This is a genomic window from Mumia sp. ZJ430 (genome assembly GCF_011751845.1).
Taxonomy (GTDB): Bacteria; Actinomycetota; Actinomycetes; order Propionibacteriales; family Nocardioidaceae; genus Mumia.
The window spans coordinates 87,614-112,375 of record NZ_JAAHFK010000004.1 but is presented as its reverse complement, the minus strand read 5'-3'; the positions used below and the strand labels follow the sequence as shown (position 1 = coordinate 112,375).

Annotated in this window: 24 protein-coding genes and 1 tRNA gene; 6 read left to right on the top strand and 19 right to left on the bottom strand. The window is 70.3% G+C overall.

The features are described 5' to 3' along the window. Positions 1-54 precede the first annotated feature (54 nt). The 12 genes from prmC to HCT63_RS16615 form a co-directional block, all read right to left on the bottom strand. A complete protein-coding gene (gene prmC / locus HCT63_RS16670; protein WP_167007511.1) occupies positions 55-906 on the bottom strand; it encodes a peptide chain release factor N(5)-glutamine methyltransferase in 852 nt (283 codons plus the stop codon). Then, positions 903-1,988 (bottom strand): peptide chain release factor 1, encoded by a 1,086-nt coding sequence (prfA, locus tag HCT63_RS16665; RefSeq protein ID WP_167007508.1) that lies wholly within the window; start codon positions 1,986-1,988, stop codon positions 903-905. The genes prmC and prfA overlap by 4 nt, the downstream gene beginning before the upstream one ends. 93 nt (positions 1,989-2,081) lie before the next feature. Continuing rightward, entirely contained in the window at positions 2,082-2,288 is a 207-nt protein-coding gene (gene rpmE, locus HCT63_RS16660; RefSeq protein WP_039342141.1) for a 50S ribosomal protein L31, read from the bottom strand. A gap of 140 nt (positions 2,289-2,428) precedes the next feature. Continuing rightward, positions 2,429-2,608 (bottom strand): hypothetical protein, encoded by a 180-nt coding sequence (locus HCT63_RS16655; RefSeq protein ID WP_167007506.1) that lies wholly within the window; start codon positions 2,606-2,608, stop codon positions 2,429-2,431. Further along, positions 2,605-3,084 (bottom strand): glutathione peroxidase, encoded by a 480-nt coding sequence (locus HCT63_RS16650; RefSeq protein ID WP_167007503.1) that lies wholly within the window; start codon positions 3,082-3,084, stop codon positions 2,605-2,607. The genes HCT63_RS16655 and HCT63_RS16650 overlap by 4 nt, the downstream gene beginning before the upstream one ends. Continuing rightward, positions 3,084-4,889, bottom strand: coding sequence for a transcription termination factor Rho (gene rho / locus HCT63_RS16645; protein ID WP_167009203.1), 1,806 nt, complete (start codon positions 4,887-4,889; stop codon positions 3,084-3,086). The genes HCT63_RS16650 and rho overlap by 1 nt, the downstream gene beginning before the upstream one ends. A gap of 513 nt (positions 4,890-5,402) precedes the next feature. After that, entirely contained in the window at positions 5,403-6,323 is a 921-nt protein-coding gene (gene thrB, locus HCT63_RS16640; RefSeq protein WP_167007501.1) for a homoserine kinase, read from the bottom strand. Beyond that, positions 6,320-7,399 carry a threonine synthase gene (gene thrC, locus HCT63_RS16635; protein WP_279587745.1) on the bottom strand — a complete coding sequence of 360 codons (1,080 nt, stop codon included), beginning with the start codon at positions 7,397-7,399 and terminating at the stop codon, positions 6,320-6,322. The genes thrB and thrC overlap by 4 nt, the downstream gene beginning before the upstream one ends. After that, positions 7,396-8,709, bottom strand: coding sequence for a homoserine dehydrogenase (locus HCT63_RS16630; RefSeq protein ID WP_167007498.1), 1,314 nt, complete (start codon positions 8,707-8,709; stop codon positions 7,396-7,398). The genes thrC and HCT63_RS16630 overlap by 4 nt, the downstream gene beginning before the upstream one ends. Positions 8,710-8,783: 74 nt before the next feature. Continuing rightward, positions 8,784-10,181, bottom strand: coding sequence for a diaminopimelate decarboxylase (gene lysA, locus HCT63_RS16625; protein WP_167007495.1), 1,398 nt, complete (start codon positions 10,179-10,181; stop codon positions 8,784-8,786). Between the two features lie 3 nt (positions 10,182-10,184). Next, on the bottom strand, positions 10,185-11,846 hold the full coding sequence (gene argS, locus HCT63_RS16620; protein WP_167007493.1) for an arginine--tRNA ligase: 1,662 nt from the start codon (positions 11,844-11,846) through the stop codon (positions 10,185-10,187). 30 nt (positions 11,847-11,876) lie between these two features. Next, a complete protein-coding gene (locus tag HCT63_RS16615) occupies positions 11,877-12,290 on the bottom strand; it encodes a response regulator (protein WP_167007490.1) in 414 nt (137 codons plus the stop codon). A gap of 79 nt (positions 12,291-12,369) precedes the next feature. On the opposite strand from HCT63_RS16615, the gene HCT63_RS16610 reads away from it, so the two are divergent. After that, positions 12,370-12,444: transfer RNA gene (locus HCT63_RS16610), tRNA-Arg, on the top strand. 52 nt (positions 12,445-12,496) lie between these two features. On the opposite strand, the gene HCT63_RS16605 is transcribed toward HCT63_RS16610, so the two are convergent. Continuing rightward, positions 12,497-12,799, bottom strand: coding sequence for a DUF2510 domain-containing protein (locus tag HCT63_RS16605; protein ID WP_167007488.1), 303 nt, complete (start codon positions 12,797-12,799; stop codon positions 12,497-12,499). Positions 12,800-12,824: 25 nt separating this feature from the next. After that, the gene (locus tag HCT63_RS16600) at positions 12,825-13,685 is read right to left on the bottom strand and encodes a 3-hydroxyacyl-CoA dehydrogenase (protein WP_167007485.1); all 861 of its coding nucleotides are present in this window, start codon (positions 13,683-13,685) and stop codon (positions 12,825-12,827) included. Between the two features lie 119 nt (positions 13,686-13,804). Here HCT63_RS16600 and HCT63_RS16595 point away from each other — a divergent pair, with 119 nt between their 5' ends. Then, positions 13,805-14,407, top strand: a complete 603-nt coding sequence (locus HCT63_RS16595; protein WP_167007483.1) for a hypothetical protein — start codon at positions 13,805-13,807, stop codon at positions 14,405-14,407. A gap of 4 nt (positions 14,408-14,411) precedes the next feature. Here the strand turns inward: HCT63_RS16595 and HCT63_RS16590 are convergent, their stop codons facing one another. Further along, complete coding sequence (locus HCT63_RS16590) at positions 14,412-14,693, bottom strand: hypothetical protein (protein WP_167007480.1); 282 nt, start codon at positions 14,691-14,693, stop codon at positions 14,412-14,414. A 197-nt stretch (positions 14,694-14,890) separates the two neighbouring features. Here HCT63_RS16590 and HCT63_RS16585 point away from each other — a divergent pair, with 197 nt between their 5' ends. Next, positions 14,891-18,571 (top strand): multifunctional oxoglutarate decarboxylase/oxoglutarate dehydrogenase thiamine pyrophosphate-binding subunit/dihydrolipoyllysine-residue succinyltransferase subunit, encoded by a 3,681-nt coding sequence (locus tag HCT63_RS16585; protein ID WP_167007477.1) that lies wholly within the window; start codon positions 14,891-14,893, stop codon positions 18,569-18,571. Positions 18,572-18,580: 9 nt separating this feature from the next. Beyond that, positions 18,581-18,757, top strand: coding sequence for a DUF6104 family protein (locus HCT63_RS16580; RefSeq protein WP_167007475.1), 177 nt, complete (start codon positions 18,581-18,583; stop codon positions 18,755-18,757). A 69-nt stretch (positions 18,758-18,826) separates the two neighbouring features. Here the strand turns inward: HCT63_RS16580 and HCT63_RS16575 are convergent, their stop codons facing one another. The 3 genes from HCT63_RS16575 to HCT63_RS16565 all read right to left on the bottom strand — a co-directional run bounded on the left by HCT63_RS16575 (position 18,827) and on the right by HCT63_RS16565 (position 21,618). Beyond that, the gene (locus HCT63_RS16575) at positions 18,827-19,795 is read right to left on the bottom strand and encodes a zinc-binding dehydrogenase (protein ID WP_167007472.1); all 969 of its coding nucleotides are present in this window, start codon (positions 19,793-19,795) and stop codon (positions 18,827-18,829) included. 52 nt (positions 19,796-19,847) lie between these two features. Beyond that, complete coding sequence (locus HCT63_RS16570; protein WP_167009197.1) at positions 19,848-20,960, bottom strand: NADP-dependent malic enzyme; 1,113 nt, start codon at positions 20,958-20,960, stop codon at positions 19,848-19,850. A 253-nt stretch (positions 20,961-21,213) separates the two neighbouring features. Continuing rightward, entirely contained in the window at positions 21,214-21,618 is a 405-nt protein-coding gene (locus HCT63_RS16565; RefSeq protein WP_167007469.1) for a hypothetical protein, read from the bottom strand. 249 nt (positions 21,619-21,867) lie between these two features. Here HCT63_RS16565 and HCT63_RS16560 point away from each other — a divergent pair, with 249 nt between their 5' ends. After that, complete coding sequence (locus HCT63_RS16560) at positions 21,868-22,119, top strand: WhiB family transcriptional regulator (protein ID WP_167007466.1); 252 nt, start codon at positions 21,868-21,870, stop codon at positions 22,117-22,119. An 85-nt stretch (positions 22,120-22,204) separates the two neighbouring features. On the opposite strand, the gene HCT63_RS16555 is transcribed toward HCT63_RS16560, so the two are convergent. Continuing rightward, positions 22,205-23,686: a PAS domain-containing sensor histidine kinase gene (locus tag HCT63_RS16555; RefSeq protein ID WP_167007463.1), complete on the bottom strand. Its 1,482-nt coding sequence runs from the start codon at positions 23,684-23,686 to the stop codon at positions 22,205-22,207. A gap of 101 nt (positions 23,687-23,787) precedes the next feature. On the opposite strand from HCT63_RS16555, the gene HCT63_RS16550 reads away from it, so the two are divergent. After that, entirely contained in the window at positions 23,788-24,714 is a 927-nt protein-coding gene (locus HCT63_RS16550) for a DUF2785 domain-containing protein (protein WP_243843087.1), read from the top strand. Positions 24,715-24,762 lie beyond the last annotated feature (48 nt).

The window sequence follows — 24,762 nt, the reverse complement described above, 5'->3', positions numbered from 1 at the left end:
CATGGTGCCAGTCCGCCTCCCACGCTCGTCTGCGCCCTCGCCTGGGAGGCCGTGTCAGCGCCGGACGCGCCGCGCGGTCACGAACCGCGGCCGGCCGGCCAGGTCCGTACGGTCCTGCACGTCGACGAACCCGCCGTGCGCGACGAACACCGCTGGAGCAGACTCCCCCTGCACGTCGGCGTGCTCCGCGCCGACCATCGCGCCGTCACGCAGCAGGCGCGCGGCGGTCGCGGCGACGTCGCGCATCGCGTCCAACCCGTCCTCGCCGGACCAGAGCGCCAGCGCGGGGTCGTGGTCGCGCGCCTCCACGGCCACCGACTCCCACGCGGTCAGCGGGATGTACGGAGGGTTGGCGAGCACGAGGTCCACCGTGCCGTCGAGGTCGGCGAACGTGTCGGCCAGGTCGCCGTGCCGCAGGTCGACGTCCAGCCCGGCCAGGTTGCGCTCGGCGTACGCGAACGCGTCGTCGCTGAGCTCCACCGCATGCACGCGGGCATGAGGGCGCTCGGACGCCACTGCCCCCGCGATCGCGCCCGATCCCGTACCGAGGTCGACCACGACGGGGTGCTTGGCCTCGACGCCGTCGAGGACGGTGAGCCCCCACTCGACCAGGGACTCGGTCTCGGGCCGCGGGACGAACACGCCAGGCCCGACCGCGAGGTCGCGGTAGCGGAACGCCGCCGTGGTGGTGAGGTGCTGGAGCGGCTCACGCGTGGCGCGCCGGGCGACGAGGACCTCGTACGCGCTCGCCTGAGCGCCGTCGAGGTCGTCGACCAGCAGCAGGCCCGCCCGCCCCGTGCCGAGGACATGCGCGAGCAGCAGCTCCGCGTCGTTGCGCGGCGAGGCCACTCCCGCCTCTGCGAGCTGGCGGGTGGCGTCGGCGAGCAAGGCTCGCAGGTCTGTCACCGACCGGCCTCGACCGACGCGAGGCGCGCCGCGAGATCGGCCTCGACGCAGGCGTTCACAACGTCGTCGAGGGCGCCGTCCATCACCTGGTCGAGGTTGTACGCCTTGAACCCGACGCGGTGGTCGGAGATGCGGTTCTCGGGGAAGTTGTACGTACGGATCCGCTCAGAGCGGTCAACCGTACGGACCTGCGAGCGCCGCGCGTCCGACGCCTCGGCGTCCGCCGCGTCCTGCGCGGCCTGCAGCAGCCGTGAGCGCAGGATGCGCAGCGCCTGCTCCTTGTTCTGGAGCTGGCTCTTCTCGTTCTGACAGCTCACGACGATGCCGGTCGGCAGGTGGGTGATGCGCACCGCGGAGTCGGTGGTGTTGACGCTCTGTCCGCCAGGACCGGATGACCGGAACACGTCGATCCGCAGGTCGTTGTCGTTGACCTCGACGTCGACGGACTCGGCCTCGGGGAACACCATGACGCCCGCTGCGGAGGTGTGGACGCGCCCTTGCGACTCGGTCACAGGGACCCGCTGGACACGGTGCACGCCACCCTCGAACTTCAGCTTGGCGTACGGGGCCTCCCCCGGCTCCGGGGTGCCCTTCGCCTTGACGCCGACCGTCACGGACTTGTAGCCGCCCAGGTCGGAGGCGTTCTCATCGATGAGCTCGGTCTTCCAGCCTCGGGACTCCGCCCAACGCAGGTACATCCGGAGCAGGTCGCCGGCGAAGAGGGCGGACTCCTCACCGCCCTCCCCCGCCTTGATCTCGAGGATCGCGTCCTTGGAGTCGGCGGGGTCGCGCGGGACGAGCAGGTGCTCGAGGCGCTCGGCGAGCTCATGCTCGCGGACGGTCAGGGTCTCGACCTCCGCAGCGAAGCCAGGATCCTCGTCAGCGAGCTCGCGAGCAGCCTCGACGTCGTCGACGACCCGCTGCCACTCGCGGAAGGTGCGGACGATGCCGCTGAGCTCGGCGTAGCGCTGGCCCAGCCGCTTCGCCTTCGCGGGGTCGCTGTGGACCGAGGGGTCGGCCATCTGGGTCTCGAGGTCGGAGTGCTCGCGTACGAGCGTCTCCACCGCGTCGAACCTGCTCATCGGCTCCTCCTCGTTCGCGGGTCCACCCGATCGGGACCCGGCACGACAACGGCGCCGGCACACGCATCGAGCGTGGCCGGCGCCGTGACGTCGTTACTTCTTGCCGTAGCGCTTCTCGAAGCGAGCGACGCGGCCGCCCGTGTCCAGGATGCGCTGCTTGCCCGTGTAGAACGGGTGGCAGGCGGCGCAGGTCTCGACGCGGATGACGCCGTCGGTCGCGGTGCTGCGCGTGGTGAACGTGTTGCCACAGGTGCACGAGACCTCGGTCGACACGTACGTGGGGTGAATGTCCTTCTTCATGTTGTCCTCTCGCTCGACTCTGGGTCGGCCCGCCGGTCGGGCCGTGAACCAGTGCCTCAGGCATTGTGCCACCGTCGCTCCGTGAAACACGAATCGCGGGTGGAGCATTCCCGCGCTCGCTCACGCAGGCGTGACGCGGCTCACGAGATCATGGACCCGGTCACCAGCAGGATCGAGATCGCGATCATCGCCACCGCCGCCGTCAGGAAGACCGCGAGCTCCGAGATCGCGACGCCCTTGTTGGCCTCGGTAAGCGCGAACAGCACCGAGGCCGCGGCGAGTGCGTTGAGCAGCACCACCGCGACCAGCAGTGGACTCACCGCAGGAGCTTCTCGATGTCGTCGGCGATGTCCTCGGGCTTGGTCGTGGGCGCGTAGCGGTCCACGACGTCGCCGTCGGAGTTGATCAGGAACTTGGTGAAGTTCCACTTGATCCGGTCACCGAGAACGCCCGACTTCTGGTCGCGCAGCCACTTGTAGAGCGGGTGCGCGTCCGGGCCGTTGACGTCGACCTTGGAGAACATCGGGAACGTGACGTCGTACGTCAGGGAGCAGAACTCCTTGATCTCGGCCTCGTCGCCCGGCTCCTGGTTGCGGAACTGGTCGCACGGGAAGCCGAGGACGACGAGCCCCTCGTCCTGGTACTTGCGATAGAGCTCCTCCAACCCCTCGTACTGCGGGGTGAAGCCGCACTTGCTGGCGGTGTTGACGACGAGGACGGCTTTGCCGCGGTACTCGTCGAGCCCTCGCTCCGTCCCGTCGATGTCGACGGCCCGGAACTCGTACGCGTTCGTCATCAGTCGTCGTCCCCGCCGCCGCGGCGCCCCGTCGACGGGGTGCTCTGGTTGATCTGCATCAGGAACTCGACGTTGCTCTTGGTGCTCTTGAGCTTGTCGATCATCAGCTCGAGGGCCTGCTGGCCGTCGAGGGCCGAGAGGACGCGGCGCAGCTTCCAGACGATCGCGAGCTCTTCGCGGCTCATCAAGAGCTCCTCGCGGCGGGTGCCCGAGGCCTCGACGTCGATCGCCGGGAAGATGCGCTTGTCCGCGAACTCGCGGCGCAGACGCAGCTCCATGTTGCCGGTGCCCTTGAACTCCTCGAAGATCACCTCGTCCATCCGCGAGCCGGTCTCGACGAGCGCGGTGGCGAGGATCGTCAGCGAGCCACCGTCCTCGATGTTGCGGGCCGCGCCGAAGAACTTCTTGGGCGGGTAGAGCGCCGAGGAGTCGACACCGCCGGACAGGATGCGGCCGCTGGCGGGGGCCGCCAGGTTGTAGGCGCGGCCGAGGCGCGTGATGCCGTCGAGGAGGACGACCACGTCGTGGCCGAGCTCGACCAGCCGCTTCGCGCGCTCGATCGCCAGCTCGGCGACCGTGGTGTGGTCGGTGGCCGGACGGTCGAAGGTCGAGGCGATGACCTCGCCCTTGACGGTGCGCTGGAAGTCGGTGACCTCCTCCGGACGCTCGTCGACGAGGACGACCATCAGGTGGCACTCAGGGTTGTTGGTCGTGATCGCGTTGGCGATCTGCTGCATGATCATCGTCTTGCCGGCCTTGGGAGGCGAGACGATCAGGCCGCGCTGGCCCTTGCCGATCGGCGACACGATGTCGATGATGCGGCCGGACAGCTGGGCCGGGTCGATCTCGAGGCGCAGACGCTCAGAGGGGTACAGCGGCGTCAGCTTGGAGAACTCAACGCGCTGCTTGGCCTCGTCGATCGTCATGCCGTTGACCGACTCGATCTTGACGAGCGGGTTGAACTTCTCCTTGCGCTCGCCGTCGCGGGGCTGGCGCACCTGGCCGACGATCGCGTCGCCCTTGCGAAGGCCCCACTTGCGGACCATCGACAGGGAGACGTAGACGTCGTTCTCGCCGGGGAGGTAGCCGCTCGTCCGGACGAAGGCGTAGTTGTCGAGCACGTCGAGGATGCCGGCGGCCGGGATGAGGACGTCGTCCTCGTTCACCATCGGCTCGACCTCGCGCCCGGTGCGCTCCGGGCGGTCACGGTTGCGGTTGCGGTTGCGGTTGCGGTTGCGACGACGGCCGCCGCTCTCGCCGTCGCGGTCGCCACGGTTGTCGCTCTCGGCGTCGTTCTTCTGATCTCCCCGATCGCTACGGTCGCGGCCGTCCCGGATGTCGCGGTTGTTGCGCTCGGCACGGTCACGGTTGTCCTCACGCGACTTGTCCTCGCGCGGCTTCTCGTCACGCGACTTGTCCTCGCGCGGCTTCTCGTCACGCGGCTTCTCGTCACGCGGCATCTCGTCACGCGACTTGTCCTCGCGCGGCTTCTCACCACGGTCGCGAGCCTTCTCGCCACGGTCGTCGTTGCGCTTCTCCTTGCGGGGCTTGTCCTGCCGCGCGGGAGCGTCGTTGCGCTTCTCGTCGCGGGGCTTGTCCTGCTTCGCGGGAGCTTCGTTGCGGGGCTTGTCGGCGACCGGGGCCGACGACGCCTGGGGGGTGCTGGTCTGCGCGGCGGGCGCGGGGGCGGACGAGCCGCCGCCCTGCGCGGCCTGGATGGCCTCGATGAGGGCACCCTTGCGCATCTTGCCGAAGCCCTTGATACCGAGGCCGGAGGCGATCTGCTGCAGCTCAGGCAGCACCATCGCGTTGAGTCCCGTGCCGCTGCGACGGCGCGGGGCCTTCGCGGGTGCGGACTCGGTGGAGCGCTCGCCGGATTCGTCGAGCAGAGTGGGTGTTTCGGTCACGTGAGGTCCTTCCCACGTCAGGCGACGCGCGGGCGCCGCTCGTTGTCAGCGGTTCGTACGATGTCGCGAACCGCCAAGCCCGACCGCATACAGTGCGAACGGACGAAGCATTGCGATTTCCGCCGCGGGTCCTGGAACTTCTGAGCGCGTACACGACTCAGGAGGATGCGGGGAAGAGACGGGATCGAGAGGGGTTCGATCGATCGGACCCTCTCGGATCACCTGTCAGCGACTCTAACACCCCCGTCGGACCACCTGTTCCCCGCTGGTGCCGCGAGTCATACAATCGTGACCTTTCGACGTTCAGCACAGACCTTCTGCCCCCCGACCCTCCCATCGGTGACTCACCGTCCACGCGCCCCGCGCCATGGACGCCCAGGCACCGACGGAGGGAACGGGCGTCCGGGCGACTCAGACCTGGCGCGCCCCGGCACGGTCGACCGGCAGCGAAAGCACGGCCCAGCCCTCGGGCGCGCGGCCGACCAGCGGGGCCGCGTCGAACGCATCGGTCGCGAACGCGAGCACCGTCGGGCCGGCGCCGGAGATGATCGCCGGGATACCGTCAGCGCGCAGCACCTCGACCAGCGCGTACGAGGCGGGCATCGCCGGCGCGCGGTACGCCTGGTGCAAGGCATCCTCGGTGGCGTCGAAGAGCAGCTCGGGACGGCCATCGAGCGCGGCGACGAGCAGGGCGGCACGGCCGGCGTTGAGCGCGGCGTCGGCGTGCGGGACATGCGCAGGCAGGAGTCCGCGCGCGACCTCTGTGCTGACCCCGTCCTCAGGCACGTACACGACGACCTCCGCCTCGACGTCGAGGCGGACCGCCCGAGCCTCGACGCCGTCCATCCAGGCGATCGTCAGCCCGCCGAGCAGCGCGGCGGCGACGTTGTCGGGGTGGCCTTCCAGGCGCGTCGCAAGGCGCAGAGCCGCGGCGTCGTCGAACCGAGCCTCGCCGAGCGGCGCGATCGAGGCGGACCCGGACAGCAGTGCCCGCGCGACCGTGATCCCACCGACGATCGCCGCCGAGCTCGAGCCGAGCCCACGGGCGTGCGGGATCCGGTTGACGCAGTGCACGCGCAGCCCGGGCTGGGTCATCCCCAGCTCGTCGAAGACCGCACGCAAGGAGCGGACGACCAGGTGCGACTCGTCGCGCGGGACGTCGGCCGCGCCGACACCGTCCACGGTGACGGTCAGCCCGCCGTCGTCGACGACCTCCGCCGTCACCTCGTCGTACAGGCTGAGTCCGAGGCCGAGCGCGTCATAACCGGGCCCGAGGTTGGCCGACGACGCAGGCGTACGGACGGTGACCGGGCCCTCGACGAACGGGCTCATGCCAGGCCGGCGAGCTCGGCCGCCTTGCGGACGTCCGCATCGACGACGTGGTCTGCGATCGCACCGAGGTGCTGAAGTGGCGTGTCGATGTCCTTGAGGCCGTTGCCGGTGACGACGACCGCGATGGTGGCGCCCGTCGGCACCTCGCCTGCGGCGTGCGCCTTCACCAGCCCGGCGACTCCCGCGGCCGAGGCCGGCTCGACGAAGACGCCGTCGCGCCGCGCGAGCTCGCGCTGGGCGTCGAGGATCTCCTGGTCCGACACGGCGCTGATGCGGCCGCCGGAGGTGTCGCGCGCCTCGACCGCGAGGTGCCACGACGCCGGGTTGCCGATGCGGATGGCGCTGGCAACGGTCTCCGGGTCCGGCACGGGCGAGCCCGTGACGAGCGGGGCGGCGCCCTCGGCCTGGAAGCCCCACATCCTCGGGGTACGGGTGGCGAGGTCGGCCTCGGCGTACTCGCGGTAGCCCAACCAGTACGCCGAGATGTTGCCCGCGTTGCCGACCGGCATCACGTGCACGTCCGGGGCGTCACCGAAGACGTCGACGACCTCGAACGCGCCCGTCTTCTGGCCCTGGAGCCGGACGGGGTTGACGGAGTTGACGAGCGCAACGGGGTACGAGTCGGCGAGGCCGCGCGCGATGTCGAGGCAGTCGTCGAAGTTGCCGCGCACCTGCACGACGAGTGAGTCGAACATCAACGCCTGCGCCATCTTGCCGGCCGCGATCTTGCCCTGCGGCACGAGCACGATCGGCCGCAGCCCCGCCCGGACCGCGTACGCCGCCATCGAGGCCGAGGTGTTGCCGGTGGACGCGCAGACGACGGCCTCGGCGCCCTCGGCCAGGGCGACGGTGATCGCCGCCGTCATGCCCCGGTCCTTGAACGACCCGGTCGGGTTGCTGCCCTCGACCTTCAGCCGGACGTCGCTCCCGGTGAGCTCCGACAGCCAACCGGACCGGACGAGCGGCGTGCCGCCCTCCCCCAGCGACACGGCGGGCGTGTCACCGACCATGGGGAGCCAGTCACGGAACTCGTCGATCACGCCGCGCCACGGGCGGGCGCCATGCAGCTGGGTCACAGTCCTTCTCCTTCGACCCGCATGACCGACGAGACGTCGCGGACCATCGGGAGGTCGCGCAGCTGCCGGACGGTGCGCGAGAGCGCCGCGTCGGATGCGGTGTGGGTGATGACGACGAGCTGGGCGTCGTCGCCGTGGCCTTCCTGGCGGACGGCCGAGATCGAGACCTCGTTCTCGGCGAACGCCAGCGCGACCGACGCGAGCACGCCGGCCTTGTCGTCCACGTCGAGGGCGATGTGGTAGCGGGTACGGGCGTCGCCGATGCCGAGCACCTCGCGCCGGGCGTGCGTCCGCTCGGGCGGGCCGCTGACGCCGAGCAGACGGTTGCGGGCAACGCTGACCACGTCTCCGAGGACAGCGCTCGCCGTGGGCGCGCCACCGGCACCGGGTCCGTAGAACATCAGCTGACCGGCCGACTCGCTCTCCACGAAGACGGCGTTGTAGGCGCCGCGGACGCTCGCGAGCGGGTGGTCCTTGGGGATCATCACGGGGTGGACACGCGCCGCGACAGAGGAGCCGTCCGCGCTCTGGTCGCAGATCGCGAGGAGCTTGACCACGCAGCCCATGTCGTCGGCGGAGCGGATATCGGCCGCGGTCACCTCGGTGATGCCCTCACGGTGGACGTCCTCGATGGTCACCCGTGTGTGGAACGCCAGGCTTGCGAGGATCGCCGCCTTGGCCGCCGCGTCGAAGCCCTCGACATCGGCGGTCGGGTCGGCCTCGGCGAAGCCGAGCCGCTGCGCCTCCTCGAGGGCCTCGTCGAAGCCCTGGCCGGTGGTGGTCATGGCGTCGAGGATGAAGTTGGTGGTGCCGTTGACAATCCCCAGCACACGGCGTACGTGGTCACCGACCAGCGACTCGCGCAGCGGGCGCACGATCGGGATCGCCCCGGCGACGGCTGCCTCGTAGTAGAGGTCGCGGCCGGCCTTCTCGGCCGCCGCGAAGAGCGTCTCGCCGTCCTCGGCGAGCAGCGCCTTGTTGCCGGTGACGACCGAAGCACCGGCGTCGAGCGCGGCGAGGACCAGCGAGCGCGCGGGCTCGATGCCGCCAATCAGCTCGATCACGACGTCAACGTCGCCGCGGGTCACCAAGCCCATCGCGTCGGTGGTGAGCAGCGCCGGGTCGAAGGACGTCTCACGGTCGGCCCGGGCACGGTGGACCGCCACGCCGACCAGCTCGAACCGCGCGCCGACACGCTGGGCCAGCTCGTCGGCGTCGCGCGTGAGAAGCCGCGCCACCTCGCTGCCGACGGCGCCGTGGCCGAGCAGGGCGACGCGGAGCGTCCGGGTCTCGTGCTGGGTGGAGGTCACCGGTCCAGCCTAGTCGTCACGTCGGCGGTCAGGTCAGCGTGTTCGGAGGTCGGGCAGGCGGCAGAACGCGCCCGTCAGCCGACGTCGAGCCGCAGGAGGTCGTCCTCGGTCTCGCGCCGGACGATCAGCCGCGCCTCGCCCGCCCTCACCGCCACGACCGCAGGCCGCGGGACGTGGTTGTAGTTGGACGCCAGCGAGCGGCAGTACGCCCCTGTCCCTGGAACGGCGACCAGGTCGCCCGGCCCGATGTCGGACGGCAGGAACTCGTCCTTGACCACGATGTCGCCGGACTCGCAGTGCTTGCCGACGATCCGGCTCAGCACCGCGTCGGCCGACGACGCCCGCGACGCGAGGGTGCAGGAGTAGTCGGCGTCGTACAGGGCCGTACGGACGTTGTCGCTCATCCCGCCGTCCACGGCGACATAGCGACGGGTCGCGCCACCGTCGAGCGCGACGTCCTTGGTGGTGCCGACCTCGTACAGGGTGAACGTCGAGGGCCCGGAGATCGCGCGACCGGGCTCGATCGACAGGCGCGGCACCTCGATCCCCAGGCCGCGGCACTCGCGCTCGACGATCTCGCGCATGCCGTCGGCGAGCTGCTGCGGCGTCGCCGGGTCGTCCTGGGTCGTGTACGCGATGCCGTACCCGCCTCCCAGGTCGAGCTCCGGGGCGGCGTAGCCGAGCTCCTCGGCGATCCGGGCGTGCAGGGTCACGACCCGGTGGGCCGCCACCTCGAACCCCGACGTGTCGAAGATCTGCGAGCCGATGTGCGAGTGCAGCCCGAGGAGGTGGAGCGACGGCTGAGCCAGCACCCGGCGTACGGCCTCGAAGGCATCGCCCTCGGTGATCGAGAGGCCGAACTTCTGATCCTCGTGCGCGGTCGCGATGTATTCGTGGGTGTGGGCCTCGACGCCAGCGGTCACGCGCACCATCACGTGTGCGGTCACCCCGAGCTCGTCGGCGACGGCGGCGACCCTCTCGACCTCGACGTACGAGTCGACGATGATCTTGCCGACTCCCGCCTCGAGGGCGCGGCGGATCTCGGAGACGCTCTTGTTGTTGCCGTGCAGGCCCAGGTTGGCTGCCGGGACACCGGCCCGCAGCGCGACGGCCAGCTCGCCGCCGGTGCAGACGTCCATCCGCAGGCCCTCCTCGGTGATCCAGCGAGCCACCGCCGTGCATAAGAAGGCCTTGGCGGCGTAGTAGACGTCCCAGCCGTCGAAGGCGTCGCGGAACGCCCGTGCGCGAGCGCGCAGGTCGTCCTCGTCGACGACGTAGAGCGGCGTGCCGAACTCGGCCGCGAGCGCGGTGGCGCAGACGCCCGCGACCTCGAGCTCCCCGTCGTCACGTCGGGCGACGTGGGCCGACCAGAGGTGCTCGACCAGGGCGTTGGTGTCCTCAGGCTCGCGGAGCCATGCGGGTCCGCGGCTGCCGGCCTGCCCGTGGAGGGCGCCGGCCTCGTGCGCGCGCACGGGTCACATCCGCTCGGGCGCCGAGACGCCGAGCAGCTCGAGCCCGTTGGCGAGCACCGTACGGCTGGCGTCGACGAGGACGAGGCGCGCGGCGTGGATCGGCCCGGGCTCCTCGTCTCCTTGCGGGAGCACCCGGCACACGTCGTAGAACTTGTGGAATGCCGAGGCGGTGTCCTCGAGGTAGCGGGCGACGCGGTGCGGCTCGTGCAGCTCGGCAGCCCGCGCGACGACCCGCGGGAACTCCGCGAGGGCCCGCAGCAGGTCGCCCTCGCGCGAGGTCGACAGGAGCGAGAGGTCGGCCGCGTCGGGCGCCGGGGCGAGCCCGAGGTCGCTGGCGTTGCGCAGGATGCTCGACAGCCGCGCGTGGGCGTACTGGACGTAGTAGACAGGGTTCTCGGCGCTCTGGCGCGTCACCTCGGCGACGTCGATCGTCAGCGGCGAGTCGACCGGGTGGCGCGCGAGCGTGTAGCGCAGGGCGTCGACGCCGATGAGGTCGACGAGCTCGGTGAGGGTCACGAGCGTGCCCGCCCGCTTGGAGAGCTTGAGCTCCTCTCCGTCGGCCAGGATCTTCACGAGCTGGCCGATGAGCACCTGCAGGTTGTACGAAGGGTCGTCGCCCGCGCACGCCGCCATCGCCTGGAGCCGGCCGACGTAGCCGTGGTGGTCGGCGCCGAGGAGGTAGAGGCACTGCTCGAAGCCGCGGGCGCGCTTGTCGAGGTAGTAGGCGGTGTCCGACGCGAAGTAGGTCATGTCGCCGTTGGAGCGGATCAGGACGCGGTCCTTGTCGTCACCGAAGTCGGTGGTCCGCATCCAGGTGGCACCGTCGGCCTCGTACAGGTGGCCTTCCTTGTCGATGACGCCGAGGGCGCGGTTGACCGCCCCGGATGCGACGAGTGTGCGCTCGGAGAACCAGAGGTCGAAGATCGTCCGGAACCGCGCGAGGTCGGCCTTCTGGTGGGCGAGCTGGAGCTCGTAGCCCTTCTCGCGGAACGCGACGAGCTGCTCGTCGGTCGGGAGATCACGGATGCCGGGGACGGCCTCGACGACCTCGGCGGCCAGGTCGGCGACGTACGCGCCGTGGTAGCCGTCCTCGGGGACGGCCTCGCCGTTGGCCACCGCCATGAGGGACGCGCCGAACTTGTCCATCTGGCTGCCGCGGTCGTTGACATAGAACTCGGTCGAGACCCGTGCCCCCGCCGCCGTGAGCACCCGCGCGATCGCGTCGCCGACGACCGCCCAGCGGGTGTGGCCGAGATGCAGCGGACCAGTGGGGTTGGCAGAGATGAACTCGAGGTTGATCGCGCGGCCGGCGAGGACGTCGGAGCGCCCGTACGCACTCCCGGCGCGGACGACCTCGCCCGCGAGAACACCCTGGGCGCCCGTGTCGACACGGACGTTGAGGAAGCCGGGGCCGGCAACCTCGACGGCTCCGACGCCGGCGGCCTGGGCGAGCTGCTCGGCGAGAGCGGTGGCGAGGTCGCGCGGGGCCATGCCCGCCTTCTTCCCGAGCTGCAGCGCCACGTTCGTCGCATAGTCGCCGTGGTCCTTGACCTTCGGTCGCTCGACGACCACGCGGGTCGGGACCTCGGGCAGGGAGACGGTCCCCGCCGCCACCAGGGCGTTCAGGGCGTCGACGATCGCGTCGGACAGCTGTTCGGGAGTCACCTACGAATCGTATCGAGGCCGGTCAACGACTTAACCCCGCCCGGCCTGCGGGCTCGCCGAGCCCTCGAGCACCTCGCGCACCGTCCGTACCAGCACAGCGGGGTCGAACGGCTTCGTGACGTACGCCTCCACACCGGCCTCCTGCCCACGCAACAGGTCGTGCGACTGCGCCTGCGTCGTCACCATCACGACCGGGATGTCGCGCGTGCTCGGCGACCGGCGTAGCGCGCGCACCGTCTCGAGCCCGTCCATACGGGGCATGACCACGTCGATCGTGACGACGTCCGGATGTGTGTCGACCACGACGTCGAGACACTCCAGGCCGTCTGCCGCCTCGAGGACGGTCCAGCCCTCCAGCTCGAAGTTGGTCCGGAGCAGCAGGCGGATGGAGTCGGTGTCGTCCACCACGAGGACGCGCGGCGGACGGCCGGACGGGAAGGGCATGTGCGCAACGGTACTTGGGGTGCGGTACCGTTGTCCGGCTCGTTCAGGAACGCGAGCGAGGCGGCGCCGAGAGGCGTTCGCCCCCGTAGCTCAGGGGATAGAGCACCGCCCTCCGGAGGCGGGAGCGTAGGTTCGAATCCTACCGGGGGCACCACTCAAGACGAGGGCCCCGACCTGTCACAGGTCGGGGCTTTTGCGTGCCGCGCTCACGAGTCTGCGGGGTTGCCGATTCCTTGCCGCAGCAGCCACGCGGCCGCGCCGAGCAGCGCCGCCGCGACAGCGAGATCGAGCAGCTGACCGCTCTTGATCCCTGCCCCCAGGACACCGAGGGCAAAGAGCGCAAGCAGTGCCGCGGCGACCAGCGCGGCCGGGCGCCGCCGTGGCGCGTGCGGGTCCCGCGGCTCGGACGACGTGCGTGTCGTCCAGCTCGCGCCGTCCCAGTAGCGGAAGAGCGCCTCGTCCTTCGGGTCGGGATACCAGCCGGCCCTCGGCGTTCCCCTGCTGCGCATGTGGCGAGGATCTCACCGCCGCGGCTCACGCGCCGTACCGGTAGAAGCCCTCCCCCGACGCGACGCCGAGCTTGCCCTCGTCGATGAAGTCCCTCTTGAGGATCTCGGCGAACTTCTGCTGCGTCGGGTCGTCCGAGGCCTTCGCGATGTTGTACGGGGTGACCATGCCGATGACGTCGAAGATCTGGAACGGGCCCATCGGGGCGCCGGTGGCGATCCGCCAGGTCTTGTCGATCGTCTCCACGTCGGCGACCCCGTTGACCCACAGCGCCGCGCCGGCATTGAGGAACGGGACGAGCAGCGAGTTCAGGACGTAGCCGGGCTGCTCCTTCTTGAGCGCGATCGGGACCATGTTGATGTCCTTCGCGAACTCCACGACCGCCGCGAACACCGCGGGATCGGTGTCCGCGGTCCCCATCACCTCGGCCGTGTTCTGGACCCACACGCGGTTGGCGAAGTGCAGCGCGAGGAAGCGGGCCGGGCGACCGGTGGCGTCCTTGAAGTCGCTCGGCAGCAAGGTCGAGGAGTTGGTCGCGAAGATCGCGCGCTCCGGCGCGGCCTCGCCGACCTTCTGCCAGGTGGACCGCTTGATCTCGAGGCTCTCCGGGACGGCCTCGATGACGAGGTCGGCGTCCGCGACCGCGTCGGCGAGGTCGGACGAGTACGTGATCCGTTCGAGAGCCGCGACAGCCCTGCCTCCTGCTGCGCCCTCGACCTCGGCCTCGTACGTCTTCGCCAGACCCTCGAACCGTGCTTTGCCGGCCTCGAGGGCAGCGTCGTCGATGTCGTACGCGGTCACGGCGAAGCCGGCGTACGCGGTGGCGTAGGCGATCTGGGACCCCAGGACCCCGGTCCCCAGCACGGTCACGCTTCTGATGTCGGTCATGACGTCGCTCCTTTCGAGCATCCGATCAGCATCGTGGTCACGGATGAGGCCGCTCCGCATTCCGGGAAACCCGCCCGAAGGCGGACCCGCGCACCCTTTCCCGTCGTACCCTGGACGGCATGAAGGCCCAGCGTGAGCACCGAGTCATGTCGTGGCTCGTGTGGCTCGCGGTCGCGGGCCTGGTCGGAGCCACCGTCGGACCCGTGATGATCCTCGTCCTCGTCGGTGCCTGCGCGTTCGGCCTGGGCGCCGAGGAGATCGGCTACCGCCGCCGTGCGCGGGTCTACTTCGCGCGCCTGCACCGCTCTGCGCTGCGTCGCCACGACACCGTCCTCGACCGCTGGATGGACATGCGCGAGGAGGCGGCGACCCGACCGTCCGCACGCCTCGTCGACGACGTGACCAAGAAGCCGACGGCCCAGTTCGTCTCCGTCGCCGCCGACGCCGTCGACGCGCGGTCGGCCGTACGCCCTGGGGACCACCCGAGCGTCGCCTCGTACGACGACGCCGTCCTCGCGCTCGAGCAGAGCTGGCGCCGCCTCGAACGCCGTGCACGCGGCGCGGACGCCCTCGACGACGCGCGACGCTGGGGCCTCGACCGGCTGCCGGACGGCGCCACCGCGGCGCTCGCCCCGCTGGTCCCGGTCGTCCAGGCGGCCGCACGCGCTGCGTGGAGCGCCGCCGAGAGCCGGTTCGGCTCCCGCGACCAGCAGCGCGCCTGAGCGCTCAGGCGCGTCCGCGACGACGCCCCGGCACCCCGTCACCCCTCGCCGCCAGGACCGCCCCGAGCGCCGCCCCCGCGTGGCCGAGCGCCGCCACCCACACGCCGGTTCCCGCGATGACGTCGACCGTCACGCCGGTCAGCCCGAGGACGGCGAATCCCGCCCACGCGCCCACGAGCGCGACGACGACCCTCGGCGCGAGCGGACGCCCGGCCGTCGTGAGGGGCCGCACCACCACGCCGACCAGCAGTCCGATCAGCGACACCGAGACGAGCGGAAGGAGCATGCCCCCAGCCTGCACCGCGACCGAGGGCAGCGGGATCGGGGACCACCCTGAGCAGCCCCCCGTCGTCGCTGCCGAGGTGACGGACGACACCCCCTGGTCCCGTCGCTGGCGACCCTTCGTATGGGGTCTACCCTGGTACGCGTATGCCCTGACGGGCGTGGGAGACAACGGACAATCCGGAAGAGGCGATCGAGGCCGTGGCCGAGAGCGACAGCCCCCTGCCAGATTTTGGCACCAATCAGTGGCTCGTCGAAGAGATGTACGAGCGCTACAAGTCGGACCCGGCGTCAGTTGACGCGTCGTGGTCCCGCCTCTTCGAGGGAGGTGGAACGACGCCGAGCAGTCCACCGACGCCCGCACCCGCGAAGGCTCCAGCAGCGTCCGCATCGAAGCCGTCAGCCCCGGCGTCGGCCGCTCCGGCAAAGCCCGCGGCCAAGCCCGCGGCGGCCAGGCCGGCAGCGAAGCCAGACACCGCTAAGGCAGCGACGCCCGTGGCGAAGGCCGCCGCCACGAAGCCTGTCCCGACCGATGTCGAGCAGACCGTGCTGCGCGGCGCCGCCGCCCGTACGGCCGCCAACATGGACGACAGCCTGAGCGTCCCGACCGCGACCAGCGTCCGCTCGGTCCCGGTCAAGCTGTTGATCGACAACCGCATCGTCATCAACAACCATCTCGCCCGGGCGCGTGGCGGCAAGGTGTCCTTCACGCACCTGATCGGCTTCGCGCTGGTCAAGGCGCTCAAGGCGATGCCGGAGATGAACGCCGGCTTCGACGTCGTCGACGGCAAGCCGACGCTGCTGCGGCCGGCCCACGTCAACCTGGGCCTCGCGATCGACCAGAAGAAGCCCGACGGCACCCGTCAGCTCCTCGTGCCGTCGATCAAGCAGGCCGACACGATGGACTTCGCCGGCTTCTGGGCCGCGTACGAGGCCGTCGTCGACAAGGCCCGCAACAACAAGCTGACCGTGGCCGACTTCCAGGGCACGACGATCAGTCTCACCAACCCGGGCACGATCGGCACCAACCACTCCGTGCCGCGTCTGATGAAGGGCCAGGGCGCCATCATCGGCGTCGGCTCGATGGACTTCCCGCCGGAGTTCCTGGGCGCGTCGGACCACACGATCGCCACCCAGGCCATCTCCAAGATGATGACGCTGACGTCGACGTATGACCACCGCATCATCCAGGGCGCGCAGTCGGGCGACTTCCTGCGTCGGGTCAGCGCGCTGCTGCTCGGCGAGGAGGGCTTCTACGACGAGATCTTCCGCGCACTCAAGATCCCGTACGAGCCGATCCGCTGGGCACGCGACATCGCCGTCAGCCACGACGACGAGGTCCACCGCCAGGCACGCGTGCTCGAGCTGATCCACGCCTTCCGCGTGCGCGGCCACCTCATGGCCGACACCAACCCGCTCGACCACTCCCCCCGCAGCCACCCGGACCTTGAGATCTCCTCGCACGGTCTGACGCTGTGGGACCTGGAGCGCGAGTTCGCGACCGGCTCGTTCGGCGGACGTGAGCGCCGCTTCATGAAGCTGCGCGAGATCCTCGGCATCCTGCGTGACTCGTACGCCCGCACCTCGGGCATCGAGTACATGCACATCCAGGACCCCGAGCAGCGCCTCTGGATCCAGGAGCGCGTCGAGCGCGAGCACTCCAAGCCGCCCCGCGAGGAGCAGCTGCGGATCCTCCACAAGCTCAACCAGGCCGAGGCCTTCGAGACGTTCCTGCAGACGAAGTTCGTCGGCCAGAAGCGCTTCAGCCTCGAGGGCTCGGAGACGACGATCCCGCTCGTCGACGAGATCTGCGAGGCCGCCGCAGCCGACTCGCTGGACGAGGTCTGCATCGGCATGGCGCACCGCGGACGCCTCAACCTCCTGGTCAACATCGCCGGCAAGAACCCCGGCTTCGTGTTCCGCGAGTTCGAGGGCAACATCGACCCGCGCACGGTCCAGGGCTCGGGCGACGTGAAGTACCACCTCGGCGTCGAGGGCGAGTTCACCGCCGCCAGCGGTGACACCATCAAGGTCTCGGTCGCGGCGAACCCCTCGCACCTCGAGGTCGTCGACCCCGTGCTCGAGGGCATCGCGCGTGCCAAGCAGGACCGCCTCAACCGCGGCGAGGAGTTCCCTGTCCTCCCGCTGCTCATCCACGGTGACGCGGCCTTCGCCGGCCAGGGCGTGGTCGCGGAGACGCTCAACCTCTCGCAGCTGCGCGGCTACCGCACCGGCGGCACGATCCACGTGATCGTCAACAACCAGGTCGGCTTCACCACCTCGCCGAGCTCGTCGCGCTCCTCGACGTACGCGACGGACGTCGCCCGGATGATCCAGGCGCCGATCTTCCACGTCAACGGCGACGACCCCGAGGCGTGCATCCGCATCGCCCAGCTCGCGTACGAGTACCGCAAGGCGTTCAAGAGCGACGTCGTCATCGACCTCATCACGTACCGCAAGCGCGGCCACAACGAGGGCGACGACCCGAGCTTCACCCAGCCGCTGATGTACGACGTCATCGAGAAGAAGAAGTCGGTCCGTGTGCTCTACACGTCGGCTCTTGTCGGTCGTGGCGACATCACGATGGAGGAGGCCGAGAGCGCGCTCAAGGACTACCAGGACCAGCTCCAGCGGGTCTTCGCCGAGGCCGGCACGGCCGCCGACGACGACTACCAGACCGCACCGGAGTACCCGGAGAAGCCCGAGCTCGCCAAGGTCGAGACGGCGGTGACCCCCGAGACCCTCAAGGCGATCGCGGAGGCATACACCAGCGTCCCGGACAGCTTCACTGTCCACCCGAAGGTGCTCCCCCAGCTGCAGCGCCGCGCCGCGTCGATCACGGCCGGCCCGATCGACTGGGGCACGGGCGAGATCATCGCGTTCGGCTCGCTGCTGCTCGACGGGCGCCCGGTGCGACTCGCCGGTCAGGACTCGCGCCGCGGCACGTTCTCGCAGCGGTTCGCGACGATCATCGACCGCCACACCGGCGCCGAGTGGACGCCGCTGGCACGGATGACGCCGGACCAGGGCACGTTCTACATCTATGACTCGCTGCTCAGCGAGTACGCCGCGCTCGGCTTCGAGTACGGCTACTCGGTGGCGCGTCCCGAGGCTCTGACGCTGTGGGAGGCGCAGTTCGGCGACTTCGTCAACGGCGCCCAGTCGGTCATCGACGAGTACATCTCGGCCGGTGAGGCGAAGTGGGGCCAGAAGTCCGGTGTCGTGCTGCTGCTGCCGCACGGCTACGAGGGCCAGGGGCCGGACCACTCCTCGGCACGCATCGAGCGGTTCCTCCAGCTCGCCGCCGAGGACGCCATGACGGTCGCACAACCGTCGACGCCCGCGTCGTACTTCCACCTGCTGCGCCGCCAGAACCTCGAGAGCGAGCACCGCCCGCTCATCGTGTTCACGCCCAAGCAGCTGCTGCGCCTGAAGGCCGCGATGTCGCGGCCGGAGGACTTCACCACCGGGACGTTCGAGCCGGTGCTCGCCGACCCGGCGGAGTCGTCGCTGGACACGAACAAGGTCGAGCGGGTGCTCCTCGCGTCCGGCCGTGTCTCGTACGACGTCCTCGCGACGCGCGACAAGGTCGAGGCAGATGCCTCTCGGACGGCTGTCATCCGCGTCGAGCAGCTCTACCCGCTGCCCCTCGAGGAGATCAAGGCGGAGCTCGCGAAGTATCCGAACGCCACCGAGGTCCGCTGGGTCCAGGACGAGCCGGCCAACCAAGGTCCGTGGCCGTTCATGGCGCTCAACCTGGCTCCTGAGCTCGCCCTGCCCCTCGTACCCGTGTCGCGTGACGCGTCGGCCGCTCCGTCGGTCGGCAACCACAAGCGGCACCTCGAGGAGAACAAGGCGCTCATGGAGCGCGCGTTCGCCTAAGGGTTGCTCGTGTACTTCACCGACAGAGGGATCGAGGAGCTGGACTCGCGTCGCGGCGACGAGGAGGTCACCTTCGCGTGGCTCTCGGAGCGGCTGCAGGAGTTCCTCGACCTCAATCCTGAGTTCGAGGTGCCGGTCGAGCGGCTCGCCACCTGGCTGGCGCGCCTCGACGACGAGGACGACTGAGCCACACGCGCGACCCGAGAAGGCCCGCCGTTCCGTACCGGAGCGGCGGGCCTTCCGCGTCAGCGGGTGTCAGCGGGTGAGGACGATCTTGCCGAACACGTCGCCTGCGGCGACCGCCGCGAAGCCCTCACGGGCCTGCGTCATCGGGATCACGTGATCGATGAGCGGGCGGGCGCCGGTCACGTCGAGGAACTCGACCAGCTGAGCCAGCTCCGTGCGCGTGCCCATCGTGGAGCCCTGGATGCGCAGCTGGAGAAAGAAGATGCGGGTCAGCTCGGCCTGCGACGGGTTGTTGCCGGAGGTGGCGCCGGCGATGACGATCGTGCCGCCCGGCTTGAGTGACTTGACCGAGTGCGACCAGGTCGCCGCACCGACGGTCTCCATCACGGCGTCGACGCGGGCGGGCAGCCGCGCACCCGACTCGAAGACCTCGTTGGCGCCGATCTCCAGCGCACGCGAGCGCTTCGCCTCGTCACGGCTCGTCGCGTACACGCGGATGCCCGCGGCCCGTGCCAGGGTGATGAGCGCCGTCGCGACGCCACCTCCGGCGCCCTGGACGAGGACCGAGTCGCCCGGCTTGAGACCCGACTGCGTGAACAGCATCCGGTACGCGGTGAGCCATGCCGTCGGCAGGCAGGCCGCCTCCTCGAACGAGAGACCCGCCGGCTTGGGGACGACGTTGCGCCTGGGGACGACGACCTTGTCCGCAAATGTGCCCTGGTAGCGCTCCGAGAGCAGCGAGCGCTTCGGGTCGTGGGTCTCGTCACCGGTCCACGACGGGTCGCTGATCACCGCGTGGACGACGACCTCGTTGCCGTCCACGTCTAGCCCGGCCGCGTCGCAGCCCAGGATCATCGGAAGCTGCTCCTCACGAAGGCCGACCCCCCTCAGGGACCAGATGTCGTGGTGGTTCAGCGAGGCAGCCTTGACGGTGACGGTCGTCCAGCCCTCAGGAACCTCAGGGTCGGGGCGCTCGCCCACAACCAAGCCGGAGAGCGGGTCGTCGTTGCTGAAGGATTCGGCGTACACGGCAAACATGACCGCACCCTATCCACGGGTCGTCGGTCTACCGACGCGCGACACCGTCGCCCTACCGACGCGCGACACCGTCGCGACGCGCTGCCGCCATCACCGCCCCCGCCACCGCCGGCGCGACCCGCTCGTCGAACGGCGACGGGATGACGTACGACTCGCTGAGCCGGTCGCCCACCAGGTCCGACAGGGCCCGTGCGGCGGCGACCTTCATGCCCTCGGTCACCCGCGACGCCCGCACGTCGAGCGCGCCGCGGAAAAGGCCGGGGAACGCCAGCACATTGTTGATCTGGTTGGGGTAGTCGGACCGCCCGGTCGCCACCACCCTGGCGTGGCGGCGCGCGATGTCGGGGTGCACCTCGGGCGTCGGGTTGGCCAGCGCGAACACGATCGCGTCGTCGGCCATCCGCTCGACCGCCGACTCCCCCACCGTGCCGCCGGACACGCCGATGAACACGTCGGCGCCGACGAGCGCGTCGGAGAGCTGGCCCGTACGACCCCACTCGCTGGTCTCGTACGCGAGCTCGGCCTTGATCGGCGTGAGGTCCGCACGGGACGGGTGGATCACGCCACCACGGTCCACGACGGCAAGCTTGCGGATGCCGCTCGCCTGCAGGATGCGGGCGATGGCGACCCCGGCCGCACCTGCGCCGGAGATGACGACCTTGGTGTCCTCGACCGACCGGCCCGTCAGCGCCAGCGCGTTGAGCAGCGCGGCCAGCGTGACGATCGCCGTCCCGTGCTGGTCGTCGTGGAACACCGGGATGTCGACGCGCGCCTGCAGCGCGCGCTCGATCTCGAAGCAGCGCGGCGCGGCGATGTCCTCGAGGTTGATGCCCCCAAAGCTCGGCGCGAGGTGCGCGACGGTGTCGACGAAAGTGTCGGGGTCACGGACGTCCAGCGCCAGCGGGATCGCGTCGACGCCACCGAACTGCTTGAACAGGACCGCCTTGCCCTCCATCACCGGCAGCGACGCCGTCGGACCGATGTCGCCGAGCCCGAGGACGGCCGAGCCGTCGGTGATCACGGCGACCGTGTTAGGGACCCAGGTGTAGTCGTCGGCGACCGACGGGTCGGCGGCGATCGCCTCGCAGACGCGGGCGACACCAGGCGTGTACGACAGGGAGAGGTCGTCGGCGTCGCGCAGCGGTGCGGTGCTGGCGATCTGCATCTTGCCGCCGCGGTGTACGTCGAATACCGGGTCCCCCGCGAACTGCGACGAGAACGGGACACGGTCGACTGACTCGGCAACCACGAGAACCTCACTGTTGAGCGAAAGGGTGAACGGGACGAACGGTCGCGTGGAGCGACGTCGTCTGCGTACCGATCGAGAACGGGACCGGTGACCGGAGCCCCACACACGGCCGGTCTGGCCGCGGGAGCGCACAAGAGGGGGTGACCCGCAGGCTATTCAACCACACGGGCTACTGCTGCGAGGCCCGCGCCTGCGCGTCGAGCTCGGAGAACAGCCGGTGCGTCGACCGCGAGAACATGCACCACATCACCGCGCCGGCCGCGATCGCGAAGACGAGCGCCACGGGCGGGTTGGCCTCGCGAAGGTTCCACGCGAGGCCGAGTTGGATGAGCTGGGTGAACGCCAGTGCGCCGCGCCCCCACCCTGCTAGGTGCCACAGCGCGCGTGCCGCGACCAGCTGGAGGCCGGCGTACCCGAAGAAGAACAGCGACGTCCCGATCGCGAGCACCACCCGGTCGGCGTGCAGGTCCAGGAGATCGAGGACGCCGAAGGCGATCAGGGCGAGGGCCTCGACGGCGACGATGACCACCGCTACCTTGATCCTGAGTGTCGGCGCAGGTGCGGTGTGACCCACGAAACAGGCTCCTTCCGGCGTATTGCCCTTGTGTTAACCAGCGTTTCTTGCGACGATCATAGTCTGCTGTGTGGCGCTGATTCATGGGCGAGAGATCGCTGTGATTCCAGGCGACGGGCGGCAGATCGGAACGTTCGAGTCCCACCTCAACGGTACGGGATCCGTATGCCTCCGCCCATGCTCGTGAAGAGATTCACAACTGCCGAAGGTCGCACCCCCCTCAGCGACCAGATGAAAGGATGTTTCGCCATGGACTGGCGTCACCACGCTGCCTGCCTCGACGAGGACCCGGAACTGTTCTTCCCGATCGGGAGCACGGGACCGGCGATCTCTCAGGTCGAGGAAGCGAAGATGGTGTGCCGCCGCTGCGACGTCCGTGACCAGTGTCTCACGTGGGCTCTGGAGTCCGGACAGGACCACGGTGTCTGGGGCGGAATGAGCGAGGACGAGCGCCGCGCACTCAAGCGCCGCACCGCCCGCGCCCGCATCCGCACCGCCTGAGCGGTCTCGCAACGACGCACACCCAGGTCCCGTCTCCGCATCGCGGGGGCGGGACCTTCGTACGTCCTGCCCGTCCCTCAAGGCGTCACCGACGCTCCAGCGGGACCTCGATGCGCACCCGCGTGCCGCCGCCCCCGGTTGCCGGGTGACGGGGCCCGAAGGCCAGCGTCCCCCCGAGCTCGGACTCGACGAGCGTCGCGACGATCGAGACCCCCAGGCTCGTCGTCGCGCGCGGGTCGAACCCGCTCGGCAGCCCCACACCGTCGTCAAGCACCGCTAGCTCCAGGCGGTCGTCACGACGCCGGACCTCCAGCACGACGTGCCCGCTCTCCTCCTCGCCAAACGCGTGCTCGGCGGCGTTCTGGATGAGCTCGGTCAGCACCATCGCGAGCGGCGTCGCGACCTCGGCGGGCAGCTCGCCGAACGAGCCGATCCGCTCGGTGCTCACGCTGCGCGCCGGCGACGCCACCTCGGCAACCATCGTGCGGAGCCGGTCCGCGACCTCGTCGAACTGCACCATCTCATCGAAGGCCTGGCTGAGCGTCTCGTGGACCACGGCGATCGAGCCGATCCGGCGTACGGCCTCTTCTAGCGCCTCGCGGCCGGCGCCGGTGTCCATCCGGCGGGCCTGCAGGCGCAGGAGGGCCTGCACGGTCTGGAGGTTGTTCTTGACCCGGTGGTGGATCTCCCGGATCGTCGCCTCCTTGCTCATCAGCTCGCGCTCGCGTCGGCGCAGCTCGGTGACGTCGCGCAGGAGCACGAGCGCGCCTGACGGCTTGCCCGACGAACGCAGCGGGATCGCCCGCATGCTGAGCGAGGCGTCGCCGTTCTCCAGCTCCGCCTGCGACCCCGTACGACCGGTGAGCGCCGGCTGCATCGCCTGGTCGGTCGGGCGGTGGGGCGCGGCGATGAGCGCGCGCGTGACCTCAGGGAGATCGGTGCCCTCGAGGTCGCCGGTCACGCCGAGCCGCCGGAACGCCGAGACGCCGTTCGGGCTGGCGTACGTGACCCTGCCGTCGGCGTCGGTTCGGACCAGACCGTCACCGACGCGCGGCGAGTGCGACAGGTCGGACTGCTCGCCGGGAAGCGGGAAATCGCCCTCGCTGATCATCTCGGTGAGGTCGTCGGCCATCGCCAGGTACGACAGCTCGAGGCGGCTCGGCGTACGGACGCCCAGGAGGTTGGTGCTGCGTGCGATCACCGCGATCACCGCGCCGTCACGGCGTACGGGGATCGTCTCGAGGCGTACGGGGATGTCGTCGCGCCACTCCGGGTCGCCCTCGCGCACCACACGACCCTCGCGGAACGCCGCGTCGATCGTCGGGCGGCGGTTGCGCGGGACGAAGTCGCCGACGATGTCGTCGAGGTGTGCCGTCACGCCCGTCGTCGGGCGCATCTGCGCGCCGGCCCAGAAGCCCTTGCCCTCGGCGTCGGGCAGCCAGAGCACGAGATCGGCGAACGAGAGGTCGGCCAGGATCTGCCAGTCGGCGACGAGCTGGTGGAGCCACTCCATGTCCTCGCGCGACAGGCTCGTCTGGTGACTGGCGACGTCGTCGAGGGAGGGCACGCGGCCAGCGTATCCAGCCCGGATCGCCCTCCAGCACGCCCCGGCGGAAAAGGGTGTGGGGTGGGTCTCCCTGCGGACGTGGTACGTGCGACCATAGGCCCGTGTCCGAGTCGTACTGGCAGTCCGTGATCGGCGCCGGGATGCAGGTGCCGAGCGATCGGTCGCTCAACGACCTGACGCTCGAGCTCATCGACATGCTCGCGAGCCCCGATCCGGAGCAGCGCGACGGCATCGCCTTCCCGCTGCTCGCCACGTGGATTCACTCCGGCGAGTACGACACCCTGCTGCGCGGATTCGGCAACGGGGTCGTCACCGGTCTGAGCAACGGCCTCGGCAACTCCGGAGACCTCACCGTGCTCCGACGCTCGTACACCGCGCTCGTGCTCACCGAGATCGTCACGCGCGACAACGAGATGCAGCTGCTTCCCGCCGGGACCGTGATGGGCTGGGGCGACCAGGCGACGTCCTGGCTGATCCGCGAGAAGGACCTCCGCGGCTGGATCCCGGACGTGGGCTGGGCGCACGCGGTCGCCAACGGGGCCGATCTCCTCGGCGCGCTGGCCCGCTCCCCCCACTTCGACAAGCTCGAGCTGATGGTGCTGCTCGACGTCATCGCCGACCGGCTCCTCGCCCCGACCGACCACGTGCTCTACCACGGTGAGGACGACCGGCTCGCGTACGCCGCGATGGCGGTGCTGCACCGCGACGCGGTCGCGCCCAACGTCGTCGAGCCCTGGATCGCCCGCCTGGGAGCGGGGACGCGGCGCCCTCGGACCCGGGGCAAGTCCTCTGGCCAGTGGCCGTCCCCCACCGCTTACAACACCTCGCGCTTCCTGCGTGCGCTCCACCTCCAGCTGGCACTCGGCGTGAAGGGACGCTCGGGGGTGGCAGGCGACGACACGCTCTTCGCGGGGCCCTCGCCGCACCGCGCCGACCTCCTCCTCGCGGCGATCGAGCAGATCCGCGCGGAGAGCCCCTGGCTGTTCACCACCCCGAACGTCCGGCGTCCCGTCCCGTCGTCGCGCTGACCCGTTCCGACTGGGCGGGTGTCCAGGTTCCTCTGTACGGGTCACCTA

Bases quoted from the DNA above. Each gene is read 5' to 3' on its own strand.
- prfA (WP_167007508.1), bottom strand. From the start codon at position 1,988: ATGAGCAGGTTCGACGCGGTGGAGACGCTCGTACGCGAGCACTCCGAC.
- rpmE (WP_039342141.1), bottom strand. From the start codon at position 2,288: ATGAAGAAGGACATTCACCCCACGTACGTGTCGACCGAGGTCTCGTGC.
- HCT63_RS16650 (WP_167007503.1), bottom strand. From the start codon at position 3,084: ATGACGAACGCGTACGAGTTCCGGGCCGTCGACATCGACGGGACGGAG.
- rho (WP_167009203.1), bottom strand. From the start codon at position 4,889: ATGGTGCTGCCTGAGCTGCAGCAGATCGCCTCCGGCCTCGGTATCAAG.
- thrB (WP_167007501.1), bottom strand. From the start codon at position 6,323: ATGAGCCCGTTCGTCGAGGGCCCGGTCACCGTCCGTACGCCTGCGTCG.
- HCT63_RS16615 (WP_167007490.1), bottom strand. From the start codon at position 12,290: ATGCCCTTCCCGTCCGGCCGTCCGCCGCGCGTCCTCGTGGTGGACGAC.
- HCT63_RS16605 (WP_167007488.1), bottom strand. From the start codon at position 12,799: ATGCGCAGCAGGGGAACGCCGAGGGCCGGCTGGTATCCCGACCCGAAG.
- HCT63_RS16600 (WP_167007485.1), bottom strand. From the start codon at position 13,685: ATGACCGACATCAGAAGCGTGACCGTGCTGGGGACCGGGGTCCTGGGG.
- HCT63_RS16595 (WP_167007483.1), top strand. From the start codon at position 13,805: ATGAAGGCCCAGCGTGAGCACCGAGTCATGTCGTGGCTCGTGTGGCTC.
- HCT63_RS16590 (WP_167007480.1), bottom strand. From the start codon at position 14,693: ATGCTCCTTCCGCTCGTCTCGGTGTCGCTGATCGGACTGCTGGTCGGC.
- HCT63_RS16575 (WP_167007472.1), bottom strand. From the start codon at position 19,795: ATGTTTGCCGTGTACGCCGAATCCTTCAGCAACGACGACCCGCTCTCC.
- HCT63_RS16570 (WP_167009197.1), bottom strand. From the start codon at position 20,960: ATGCAGATCGCCAGCACCGCACCGCTGCGCGACGCCGACGACCTCTCC.
- HCT63_RS16560 (WP_167007466.1), top strand. From the start codon at position 21,868: ATGGACTGGCGTCACCACGCTGCCTGCCTCGACGAGGACCCGGAACTG.